Origin of the sequence: Propionicimonas sp. (assembly GCF_047606205.1) — a bacterium.
Taxonomy (GTDB): domain Bacteria; phylum Actinomycetota; class Actinomycetes; order Propionibacteriales; family Propionibacteriaceae; genus Propionicimonas.
The window spans coordinates 1-11,364 of sequence record NZ_JASGES010000196.1 but is presented as its reverse complement, the minus strand read 5'-3'; the positions used below and the strand labels follow the sequence as shown (position 1 = coordinate 11,364).

Below are 11,364 nucleotides of genomic sequence, written 5' to 3'. Positions count from 1 at the left end.
GCCGCCCGGCCCGGATGCGGGCGCCGCCACACCGGTCCCGGGTGCCGCGCGCCGGCGGGCCGCGGAGGTAACGTGGCGCCGTGATCAACCGGCGCTGCTCGCGGACGGCGTGCACCGAGCCGGCCGTGGCCACGCTCACCTATGTGTACGCCGACTCCACCGCCGTCGTCGGCCCGCTGGCCCTTCGTGCCGAGCCGGGCACCTACGACCTGTGCCGCGAGCACTCGCGCCGGCTGAGCGCGCCCCGCGGCTGGGAGGTGATCCGGCTGCCCGGCGACGACTCCGGTCCCCGGGCGTCCAGCGACGACCTGATGGCGCTGGCGGACGCCGTGCGCAGGGTGGGCCTGGGCGAGGGCGCACCGGACCCGGGACAGCCACCCGCGGTGAGCCGGCGGAAGGGCCACCTCGCCGTCCTCGCCGACCTGCCGGAGGCCTGAGCAACCGGCACTCGCCGGGCTGCCGGCGTGCGCTTCGCGCCACCCGGAGCGGGCGCTAGGCTCGCAGCGTGATCGAACCCCAGGTCTTCAAGGCCAACGACATCCGCGGTCTCGTCGGTGGCGACCATCCCGAGTGGGACCTCGACGGTGCCCGGGCGATCGGAGCGGCGTTCGCCGTGGCCTTCGATCTGGCCGGCAGGGAGTTCGTGCTGGGCCGTGACATGCGCGCAGGGGGACGCGAGCTCAGCCTCGCCTTCGCCGACGGCGCGATGGGCCAGGGCGCCGACGTCCTCGACATCGGCCTGGCCAGCACGGACGGCGTCTGGTTCGCCTCCGGCCACACTCACCTGCCGGCCGTGCAGTTCACCGCGTCGCACAATCCGGCCACCTACAACGGCGTGAAGTTCTGCCTGCCCGACGCCGCCCCGATCACACCGGAACTCATGCTTCGGATCCGCGAGCTGTCGTACGTTGAACTACCTGAACGCGAGCCCCGCGGTCAGTACCGGACCGCCGACCTGCTCCCCGACTACGTCGCCCACCTGCACTCCCTCGTGCCCCTGGGCGGGATGCGTCGACTCAAGGTCGTCGTCGACGCCGGCAACGGGATGGGTGGCTTCACCACCCCGGCGGTCCTCGGGCCGCTCGACGTCGACGTGGTCGGCCTGTTCATGGACCTCGACGGGAGCTTCCCCAACCACCAGCCCAACCCGCTGGAGCCGGCCAACCTCGTCGATGCCCAGCGGGCCGTCGTCGAGCACGGCGCCGACCTCGCCCTCGTCTTCGACGGGGACGCGGACCGCTGTTTCATCATCGACGAGCGCGGCGAGGTGGTCAGTCCCTCGGTGGTGACCGCGCTGATCGCCCGACAGGAGCTCGTGCGCGAGCCGGGTGGGACGATCGTGGTGAACACGATCACCTCCCGGACCGTCGCGGAGGTCGTGGCCGCAGCGGGCGGCAGGATCGCGGTGAGCGCTGTCGGCCACACCCGGATGAAGGCCGTGATGGCCGCCCACCACGCGATCTTCGGCGGCGAGCATTCCGCGCACTACTACTTCCGCGACTTCTGGGGCGCCGACACCGGCATGCTGGCCGGGCTGCACGCCCTCGCGCTGGTCGGCCGTTCCGGCCGCCCGATGTCCGAACTGGCCGCCGAGCTCCCGCGGTACGCGGCGTCCGGGGAGATCAACTCGACCCTCGCCGACCCGCGGGCAGCCATGACCGAGGTGGCCGAGGCCTTCGCCGGCCGCGGTGAGGTCTCCTGGGTGGACGGCCTGCTGGTCAGCACGCCCGACTGGTGGGTGAGCGTGCGGGAGTCGAACACGGAGCCGCTGCTGCGGCTCAACGTCGAAGCCAGGGATCCCGGTGTCGTCGCAGCCCTGCGCGACGAGGCCCTGGCCATCATCCGAAAGGACCGTTGATGAGTGATCTGCCCGCCGAGGTGCTGGAGTTGCTGGTCTGCCCCTCCTGCCACACCGCCCTGGCCTGGGACTACGAGGCGTCGGAGCTGGTCTGCACCGGACCCGACTGCGGCCTGGCCTATCCGGTGCGGGACGGCATCCCGATCCTGCTCATCGATGAGGCCAGGCGCCCCGGCGACGCCGGCTAGACGGCCGTGTACGAGTTCGACGACGCGCGCCTTGAGGACGCCGATGCACTGCGCGCTGCCGACCACCTGCTTCGTCCGCTCGCCGAGGCCGGCGCGCGGGTGCGCCGCGAGGCCGCGTCCGCCGAGGTGCCGCTGAGCCGGCTCGACCCCGACGACCGGCCCAGGGCGATGATCACCTTCGGCCCCGAGGCGCGACTGCTCAGGGCCGTGCTCGAGCCGACCTGTCCGGTGCCTCTGGTGGCGTGGCCCCGGCTGGGCCTGCCCGGGTGGGTCGGGCCGCTGGATATCGTCGTGGTGATGGGCGGGGGCGACAAGGTCAGTCTCGCCGCAGCCTTCGAGGCGGTGCGGCGCGGCTGCCGGCTCCTGGTCGCATGCCCCGCCGACTCGGTGCTGGCCCGCCAGTCCGCCTCCGCGTCCACCACGCTGTTGCCGACCTCCACCGGCGACCCACTCGCCGCCGCGGTCGTCGCGCTGGTCGCCCTGCACCGGCTCGGCCTCGGCCCCCTGGTCAGTCCCGAGGCTGTGGCCGACGCGATGGACGTCGTCGCCGCGGAGTCGTCGCTCGCTCTCGACGCCACCCAGAACCCGGCCAAGGCTGTTGCGCTCGAGCTCGCCGACGCCAAGCCGATGGTGTGGGGCGGGTCGATTCTCGCCGCGCGCGCCAGCCGCCGGATTGCAGAGGCGCTGCGGTCGGCGAGCGGACGGATCGTGCTGTCGGCGGACGCGGGCGCGTTGCGTCCGCTGCTGGCCGAGGTGCCGCTGCGCGACCCCTTCGCCGACCCGTTCGAGGAGACCGGCGTCGAGCCGCGCCCAGGCCTCGTCCTGGTCGACGACGGGATGGATGACGAGCAGGCGGCGGAGGAGCGCATCCTGCTGCGCTCCTCGGCGCTCGCCAAGGACGTGCTGGTCTCCAACCTCGCCCACACCCAGGGCACCGCCGTCGAACGCTACGTGACCGTGCTCCAGCAGGGTCTGTTCGCCGCCGCGTACCTCCAGGTCGGTCTCGGCCGCGCCTGACCGGCGTCCCGTCCGCACCCCGGCCGCCGGCTGGGACGCCGGCGATCCGGCCGCGCAGGCGCTCTGGCAGGATGTGGGAGTGAGCAGTCACGGTGGGACCAGGGCGATCATCGCCGCACTCTCTGCAAACGCGTTCATCGCGGCGACGAAGTTCGGGGCATGGGCCCTGACCGGGGCGGCCTCGATGCTGGCGGAGGGCGTCCACTCGCTGGCCGACACCTCGAACCAGATCCTGCTGCTGCGCGGCGGGCAGGTCGCCAGGCGGGAGGCCAGCGAGGAGCACCCGTTCGGTTACGGCAGGGCGCCGTTCATCAACGCCTTCCTCGTCTCGGTGATCCTGTTCAGCCTCGGCGGCCTGTTCGCCGTCTACGAGGCCTTCCACAAGTACGAGGAGGTCGTTGCCGGCCACCCCAACGAGCTCCTGGAGAGCCAGTGGTGGTGGGTCCCGATCGCCGTGCTGGTGTTCGCCGTCGGGGCCGAGGGGCTCAGCTTCCGCACCGCGGTGCGGGAGTCGACGCCGCTCAAGGGACGCCAGTCCTGGCTGCAGTACATCCGCTCGGCCAAGTCACCCGACCTGCCGGTGATCCTGCTGGAGGACTTCGCGGCCCTGCTCGGCCTGGTCTTCGCGCTGATCGGCGTCGGGATGACCCTGCTCACCCACAACGGCCTGTGGGACGCGTTCGGCACGGGCCTGATCGGCGTGCTGCTGATCGCCGTCGCCGTGACCCTCGCTGTCGAGACCCGCAGCCTGTTGCTGGGCGAGTCGGCGACGCCGGAGGCCGTCCGGCAGATCACCGATGCCCTGGCCGGCGCGGACGGCGTCCAGCGGGTGATCCACCTCAAGACGCTCCACCTCGGTCCGGCCGAGGTGCTGGTGGCGGCGAAGATCGCCGTGGAGCCGACCACGTCCGCGGCCAGGGTGGCGGAGGTGATCGACAACGCGGAGGCGGCGATCCGCGCGGCCAACCCGATGGTGACCTCCCTCTACCTCGAGCCCGACATCGATCGCGCCCCCAGGGCCACCTGACCGCGACTCGGGGACGGTTCCTTTCCCGTTCGGGGGACGGTTCCTTTCCCGTTCAGGCAGCGTCCCCGCCGGGTCGGCGACGGTGAACGGGAATCCGGGACAGACCTGCGAACGGAAAAGGAACCGTCCCCCTTCTCGTCCGGGCGGGCGGCGAGAGCAGGGGACGGCGGGACTTCGCGTAGGGTTGCTCCTCGTGGATCATCGCGTCGCAGACCTGAACCTGGCCCCCTCCGGACGAGAGCAGATCACCCTCGCCGAGCACGAGATGCCGGGCCTGATGGCCCTGCGCGAGCGCTACGGCGCGAGCAAACCGCTGCGCGGGGCGCGGATCGCCGGCTCGCTGCACATGACCGTCCAGACCGCGGTCCTGATCGAGACCCTCGTCGCGCTGGGCGCCGAGGTGCGCTGGGCGTCGTGCAACATCTTCTCCACCCAGGACGAGGCCGCCGCAGCCGTCGTCGTCGGCAGGGACGGGACGCCGGAGGAGCCCAAAGGGGTGTCGGTGTTCGCCTGGAAGGGCGAGGCGCTGGAGGACTACTGGGCCTGCACGGAGAAAATCCTCGACTGGGGCGACCGGACGCCGAACATGATCCTCGACGACGGCGGCGACGCGACCCTGCTCGTCCACAAGGGCGTTGAGTTCGCCAAGGCCGGCGCCGTCCCGGAGGCGTCGGCGTCCGACTCGCACGAGTACCGGGTGGTCCTGGCGACGCTGCGTGCGTCCACGCTGGACTGGGTGGCGATCGCCAACAGCATCTTCGGCGTCACCGAGGAGACCACCACCGGCGTCCACCGGCTCTACGAGATGGCCCGCAACAACTCGCTGCTCTTCCCCGCGATCAACGTCAACGACTCGGTCACCAAGAGCAAGTTCGACAACCGGTACGGCATCAGGCACTCCCTGATCGACGGCATCAACCGCGCCACCGACGTGCTGATCGGCGGCAAGACGGCGGTGGTCTGCGGGTACGGCGACGTCGGCAAGGGTTGTGCGGCGGCCCTGGCGGGTCAGGGCGCCCGGGTGATCGTCACCGAGGTCGACCCGATCTGCGCGCTGCAGGCCGCGATGGACGGCCACCAGGTCGCCACGCTGGAGGACGTGCTGGAGACCGCCGACATCTTCATCACCGCCACCGGCTGCCTGAAGGTGATCACCGCGGAGCAGATGTCGCGGATGAAGCACCTGGCGATCGTCGGCAACATCGGCCACTTCGACAACGAGATCGACATGGCCGGCCTGGAGACGCTCGACGGCGCGACCAGGACCACCATCAAGCCCCAGGTGGATCGCTGGAACTTCGCCGACGGCCACTCCGTCATCGTGCTCAGCGAGGGCCGCCTGCTCAACCTCGGCAACGCCACCGGCCACCCGAGCTTCGTGATGAGCACGTCGTTCGCGAACCAGGTGCTCGCCCAGATCGAGCTGTTCACCCGGCCGGAGACCTACCCCGTCGGCGTCCACACCCTGCCCAAGCACCTCGACGAGTACGTTGCGACGCTGCACCTGGCCGCGCTCGGCGTCCACCTCAGCCAGCTCAGCCAGGAGCAGGCCGACTACCTCGGCGTCCCGGTGGAGGGGCCGTTCAAGGCCGAGCACTACCGCTACTGAGCACGGCGGACGCAGGGCAGACCCGGTCCCGATCGGCGGAGGCGCGCCGGCACACTCGTCCACGGGGGCGGCCCGGTCGGCGACGGCCGCCGCGGTGGCTAGGCTCGTCATGACCCGAACGACCGAGGAGGGCGCGAATGCGTCAGCGCGACTTCAACCTGGACACCACCACCCGCGACGCTGTGCTCCAGATCAGTGCGCGGGGCCGGTTGATCCTCGTGCACCCGATGGCCAACCGCGGCACCGCCTTCACCCTCGCCGAGCGTGAGGAACTCGGGCTCTCGGGGCTGCTGCCGAGCCGGGTCACCACGATCGAGGAGCAGTTGCGCCGCATCTACGCGCAGTACAGCCGGTCCCCGTCGCCGCTGGCGAAGTTCATCCAGCTGACCCAGCTGCGCGACCGCAACGAGGTGCTGTTCTACCGGCTGCTCAGCGAGCACATCGAGGAGATGCTGCCGATCATCTACACCCCGACGATCGGCGAGGCGATCGAGCGGTTCAGCCACGAGTACACCGGCGCCAGGGGCGTGTTCCTCTCGATCGACCACCCCGAGCTCATGGAGAAGTCGCTGGCCGACTTCGAGATGGACGCCGACGACGTGGACCTGATCGTCGTCACCGACTCCGAGGGAATCCTCGGCATCGGCGACCAGGGCATCGGGGGCATCCAGATCGCGATCGGCAAGCTCGGCGTGTACACCGCGGCGGCCGGCATCCACCCGCGGCGGGTGATCCCCGTCGTGCTGGACGTCGGCACCGACAACCTGGGCCTGCTGAACAGCGACCTCTACCTCGGCGAACGGCACGCCCGGGTGCGCGGCGAGCGGTACGACGAGTTCATTGACCTGTTCGTGACCACCGTCACCCGGCTGTTCCCCAACGCGATGCTGCACTGGGAGGACTTCGGGGCCGGCAACGCCCATCGCATCCTCAACCGGTACAGCGACAGCATCTGCACCTTCAACGACGACATCCAGGGCACCGCGGCCGTGGTCCTGGCCGCCGTGCTCGCCGCCGTCCGGCTCACCGGGGTGCCGCTGCCCGAGCACCGCGTGCTGATCTACGGGGCAGGGACGGCGGGGGTCGGCGTCGCCGACCTGATCCGCGAGGCGATGGACCGCTCCGGGCTGCCCGCGCAGGACGCGTACGAGCGGTTCTGGGCGTTCAACTCTCGCGGTCTGATCCTTCAGGACAGCAGCGGCGTGCGCGACTTCCAGGTTCCCTACGCGCGCCGGCGGGCCGAGGTGGCCGACTGGACGGTCGCCGACCCCGACCGGATCAGCCTGCTCGAGGCGGTGCGAGCGGTGCAGCCGACCATCCTGATCGGCACATCCGCGCAACACGGGGCGTTCACCGAGGACGTCGTGCGCGCGATGGCCGAGCACTGCGAGCGCCCGATCGTCATGCCGCTGTCGAACCCGACCAGCCGCAGCGAGGCGCAGCCGGCCGACCTGCTGGAGTGGACCCAGGGCCGTGTCCTGATCGCCACCGGCAGCCCGTTCGGCACCATCCGGCACGGCGAGGTGTACCACACGATCGCGCAGGCCAACAACGCGCTGATCTTCCCCGGTCTCGGGTTGGGCGTCGCGGTGGTGCAGGCCGAGCGGGTCACGCCGGAGATGATCTACGCCGCGGCGGACGCCCTGGCCGGGCTGCAGAACGAGTACCGGCCCGGCGCGTCCCTGCTGCCGGCGATGAGCGATCTCCGGCTGGTCGCCGCGACCGTGGCCAAAGCCGTCGCACAGACCGCGCAGGCCCAGGGACTGGCCCGGCGACCGATGACCAACCCGATCAACGACATCTACCAGCACATGTGGAAACCGGAGTATCCGCGGCTGGACATCCTGCCCGCCAGCCCGGTGAGCTGACCCCGCTCGCGCCCGGGGTCGCCGGGGAGCCGGGCGGCGTCAGCTGACGCCGAGATAGCGCTCGAGGGTCTTCGTCCTGGTGGCGTCGACGCCCCTGGCCACGTCCACCCCGACGTAGCGGAAGTGCCACGGCTCGAACGCGATGCCGGTGATCTTCGACTCGTTCGTCGGGTAGCGCAGAATGAACCCGTAGGCGGCGGCGTGGGCGAGCAGCCACCGGCCGGTCCGCGACGTGCCCAGCGTGGTGCCGCGGACGAGCCGTCCGTTCTCGATCCCGGCCAGGTCGACCGCCAGCCCGGACTGGTGCTCGCTGGCGCCGGGCGCTGCCGTGTAGAGGTGGCTCATCGTCGCGTACCACCTGCTCTGGGTCGCATAGGAGCGGTAGGAGGACCGCACCACCGGGGTGAACCCCGCCTTGCGGGCGGCGGCGAAGAAGCGAACCAGCGCCGTCGCGGCCGCCGGCTGCAGGCGGACGCTCGGGACGCCGGAGGCCCGCACCTTCACGGTGACCAGCTTCGGCGCGTAGCCGGCGCTCACCCGGTGGTGGCTGTTGATGATCTCGACCCCGCACACGGTGAACGGCGTGGCCTTCTGCGCAGCGGAGCGCCGGGTGTCCTTCGCGCCCCGGCACGCCGTGCTGGTCGCCGTCGTGCTGCTGGTCGCCGCCGGTGCCGACGCTGTCGGCGTCACGGGCGTCGTGGTGGACGGAGACGCGGCGACGTCCGCCGCGACCGGCGTGGCCGTCTCGGTGACCGCCGCTGCCGCCGTCGCCGCGGCCTGGTGGGAGACATCGATCCCGAGCAGGGGTCCGGCGGCCAGGCCAGCGACGAAGCTCACCAGAATGCCGAGCGCGCCCAGCAGGCGGTAGCCGCGCACGCGTGCGGGCCGCGCGGGGAGGGCGTGGCGGGGTGTGCTGTCGGTGGGCTCGGGCGGGACTCCGCGCCGAGGCTCAGCCCCTCGGGATCTCAAAGCGCTGGAGGGTCGCCCTGCCGGCGTCCAGGGTCTTCCAGCCACCCCGGTAGGTGAGGACGGCGAGCCCCGCGGTGGGGAACTTGGCCTCGATCTTCGCGGTCAGCGGCGAGGGCTTGGCCAGGGTGGTGATCAGGTCGCCCAGCGTCGGTTGGTGCCCGATCAGCAGCACGGTGTGGACGGTCTCGTCGAGCTCGTGCAGTTCGGAGAGCAGCTCGCCGGGCCAGGCGTGGTAGATCAGCTCGGACACCCGGACGTCGGAGCAGGCCGCACCACCCTCGACGGCCCCCTGCCAGGTCTGCTGGACGCGGGTCGCGGTGGAGGCGAGTACCGCGTCGAGGGCGTACTCGGCGAGAATCCTGCCCGCGGCCACCGCGTCCCGTTCGCCACGCTCGGAGAGCGGGCGGCGCAGGTCGGCCTCCGCGGTCTGCCAGGACGACTTCGCGTGCCTCAGGACGATCAGGGTCTTCGATGCCACGGGATCATCCTAGGAGACTGCGGAACAATCCTGTCCCGTGCTGCGGTGTGCCGGGTCGGGCGACCTGCGGCGGCCACATCGTGGGGCACAGGGCCAGGATCGCCCCCAGGATGTGGCCGTGCCGATCAGCCTGCCCGGCACGTCCTCGCTCGGAACAGCATTGACCGGCAGCCGCCGCGGGACCGGCGCTCAGACATGCGTCGTCGTCGCGTCGTGCAACCCCCGCGGGAGGTCCGGGTCTCGGCGCCCCGGGCGGCCGGTTCAGGCCTGGTCGTCGCCCTCGCCGGGACGCATCGACTGCCAGATCTCCTTGCACTCCGGGCATACCGGGTAGCGGTCGGGATTGCGGGACGGCACCCACACCTTGCCGCACAGCGCGATCACCGGCGTGCCCATCACCATCGCCTCGGTGAGCTTCGCCTTCGGCACGTAGTGGGAGAAGCGCTCGTGGTCGCCCTCCTCCGGGCGCAGGTCGGGGCGCGCGTCGGTGCGCTCCTTGACGATCGTGGTCACCGTCGGGGACGGGTTCTCCGTGGTCATCTGGCACCCTTCGCACGGCCGAGCTGTCGGATCAGACCAAAGGTACCCAGTGCGGCGAAGAGGAAGTACATCACCACATTGCCCGCGTAGGACTGCCAGACGTCGGGCTGCAGGAGGTTGGACAGGACGAAGTCGGCCTTCTCGCCGAACGACGCGTCCGGGTACTGGGTGGCGAGGTAGTCGAGCGCGTCCACCGCCACGACGGACGCGAGCGACACCACGACTCCCGCGACGATGATCGCGATCACCCCGCCGACGCCCCTGCGGGGCGGGGTGCCCGCTCCCTTGGTGTACAGCCAGATGGTGGCGTAGGCCATCGCGAAGCTCGTGATCGATGCGATGAAGTTGAGCTTCCAGAGCAGGATCGTGATCACGACGCCGACGACGATGCCGCCCAGCGAGAACAGCAGCCCGCGCCCCACCTGCTCGGTCGGGGCCGCGGGCGCGAGAACCGGCGCGGGCTGGGCGTAGGGCTGACCGGCGGGCGGCTGCCCGGGGAACGGCTGGCCCGGGTACGGCAGGCCGGCGGAAGAAGGGACCGGGTGCTGTTGGCCCGGGTACTGCGGGCCAGGATACGGCTGGGCCGGATACGGCTGCCCCTGGTACGGCTGCCCCTGGTACGGCTGCCCGGCGTAGCCCTGGCCCTGGTACGGCGGGGCGGGATACTGCTGACCTGCGGAGGGCTGACCGGGGTACGGCGTGGCCTGCTGCGAGGCGTACGGGGAGGACGGCTGCGCGGCGGCCGGTCCCGGCGGAGCGTACCCGCCCGGCGCGGACGCCGCGTACGGCTGGGACGGGCCCGGCTGCGGGTAGCCGTTCGACGGCTGCGTCGCGGGGGCGGTGAACCCTGGTGTCGTGCCCGTACCGTCCGGGGACGGTACGGGGCTGGACGGCTCGGTCGAGGACATGGGGCTCCCGGATCGTGAGAGACTGACGGGCTGATCGTAACCGCAGAAGGGAGGGGCCGGTGGCAGGGCCGGGTACGCCGGGCGCGGAGCGGGCCTCGTCACGGCGTGGCCTCACCGTCGGCCTGCTGCTCAGCGTGGTCGCGATCGCCTTCGAGGCGATGGCGGTGCTGACGGCGATGCCCGCCGCGGCGGACGACCTCGGCGACGTCGACCTCTACGCGTGGACGTTCACCGCGTTCATGCTGGCCCAGACGTTCGCGATCGTCGCGGCCGGGCAGTTCAGCGACCGGCTCGGGCCGAAGGTGCCGCTCGTGGCGGGTTTCGGGGTTTTCGCCGTGGGGCTCGTCGTCTCCGCGTCCGCGCCCACCATGGCCGCGCTGCTGGCCGGGCGCTTCGTCCAGGGCCTGGGCGGCGGCACCATGAACCTGGCGGTGATGGTCGTGGTCGCCCGCGTCTTCGACGCCCGCGAGCGGGCCGTCGTGCTGACCGGATTCTCGGCCGCCTGGATGGTGCCGTCCTTCGTCGGCCCCGCGATCGCCGCCTGGCTGTCCGACACGTGGTCGTGGCACTGGGTGTTCTGGTCGGTGCTGCCACTGATGGCGATCGCCGGTGCCCTGATGCTGAAGCCGCTGCGGACGGTCCGGCTGCCGCCGCACGACGACGTCCCCGCGGCGCCCCGGCAGCTCGCCTGGGCCGCGCTCGTCGCTGCGGGGGCCGTGGCGCTGCAGTACGCCGGCCAGGACCTGCAGGCGTGGTCGCTGCTGTGGGCAGGGCTCGGCCTGGCCATGCTGTGGTTCGGCCTGCCCCCGCTGCTGCCGGCGGGCTTCCGGCCGGCCGGGCGCGGCCTGCCCTCGGTGATCGTGGTCCGCGCGCTCACCGCGGCGGGTTTCGCCGGCGCCCAG

General features: G+C 71.8%; 12 protein-coding genes. 8 read left to right on the top strand and 4 right to left on the bottom strand.

The window, feature by feature from the left end; genetic code table 11:
- The first annotated feature begins 80 nt into the window (after positions 1-80).
- The 7 genes from QM633_RS12300 to QM633_RS12270 all read left to right on the top strand — a co-directional run bounded on the left by QM633_RS12300 (position 81) and on the right by QM633_RS12270 (position 7,567).
- On the top strand, positions 81-437 hold the full coding sequence (locus QM633_RS12300) for a DUF3499 domain-containing protein (RefSeq protein WP_415154053.1): 357 nt from the start codon (positions 81-83) through the stop codon (positions 435-437).
- Between the two features lie 68 nt (positions 438-505).
- Positions 506-1,858 carry a phosphomannomutase/phosphoglucomutase gene (manB, locus tag QM633_RS12295; protein WP_415154052.1) on the top strand — a complete coding sequence of 451 codons (1,353 nt, stop codon included), beginning with the start codon at positions 506-508 and terminating at the stop codon, positions 1,856-1,858.
- Entirely contained in the window at positions 1,858-2,046 is a 189-nt protein-coding gene (locus QM633_RS12290) for a Trm112 family protein (protein ID WP_415154051.1), read from the top strand. Before manB ends, QM633_RS12290 begins: the two co-directional genes overlap by 1 nt.
- A 6-nt stretch (positions 2,047-2,052) precedes the next feature.
- Entirely contained in the window at positions 2,053-3,063 is a 1,011-nt protein-coding gene (locus QM633_RS12285; RefSeq protein ID WP_415154050.1) for a hypothetical protein, read from the top strand.
- Positions 3,064-3,142: 79 nt separating this feature from the next.
- Positions 3,143-4,090 (top strand): cation diffusion facilitator family transporter, encoded by a 948-nt coding sequence (locus QM633_RS12280; RefSeq protein WP_415154049.1) that lies wholly within the window; start codon positions 3,143-3,145, stop codon positions 4,088-4,090.
- A gap of 193 nt (positions 4,091-4,283) precedes the next feature.
- Positions 4,284-5,699: an adenosylhomocysteinase gene (gene ahcY, locus QM633_RS12275; RefSeq protein ID WP_415154048.1), complete on the top strand. Its 1,416-nt coding sequence runs from the start codon at positions 4,284-4,286 to the stop codon at positions 5,697-5,699.
- A 137-nt stretch (positions 5,700-5,836) separates the two neighbouring features.
- Positions 5,837-7,567: an NAD-dependent malic enzyme gene (locus QM633_RS12270; protein ID WP_415154047.1), complete on the top strand. Its 1,731-nt coding sequence runs from the start codon at positions 5,837-5,839 to the stop codon at positions 7,565-7,567.
- A gap of 39 nt (positions 7,568-7,606) precedes the next feature.
- On the opposite strand, the gene QM633_RS12265 is transcribed toward QM633_RS12270, so the two are convergent.
- The 4 genes from QM633_RS12265 to QM633_RS12250 form a co-directional block, all read right to left on the bottom strand.
- On the bottom strand, positions 7,607-8,443 hold the full coding sequence (locus QM633_RS12265; RefSeq protein ID WP_415154046.1) for a M15 family metallopeptidase: 837 nt from the start codon (positions 8,441-8,443) through the stop codon (positions 7,607-7,609).
- A 73-nt stretch (positions 8,444-8,516) separates the two neighbouring features.
- Positions 8,517-9,014 carry a SixA phosphatase family protein gene (locus tag QM633_RS12260; RefSeq protein WP_415154045.1) on the bottom strand — a complete coding sequence of 166 codons (498 nt, stop codon included), beginning with the start codon at positions 9,012-9,014 and terminating at the stop codon, positions 8,517-8,519.
- Between the two features lie 261 nt (positions 9,015-9,275).
- Positions 9,276-9,554 (bottom strand): DUF3039 domain-containing protein, encoded by a 279-nt coding sequence (locus QM633_RS12255; protein ID WP_415154044.1) that lies wholly within the window; start codon positions 9,552-9,554, stop codon positions 9,276-9,278.
- On the bottom strand, positions 9,551-10,462 hold the full coding sequence (locus tag QM633_RS12250) for a hypothetical protein (protein WP_415154043.1): 912 nt from the start codon (positions 10,460-10,462) through the stop codon (positions 9,551-9,553). Before QM633_RS12250 ends, QM633_RS12255 begins: the two co-directional genes overlap by 4 nt.
- Positions 10,463-10,521: 59 nt before the next feature.
- Here QM633_RS12250 and QM633_RS12245 point away from each other — a divergent pair.
- Positions 10,522-11,364: MFS transporter (locus tag QM633_RS12245; RefSeq protein ID WP_415154042.1), on the top strand; the 843-nt coding region annotated here is incomplete at its 3' end.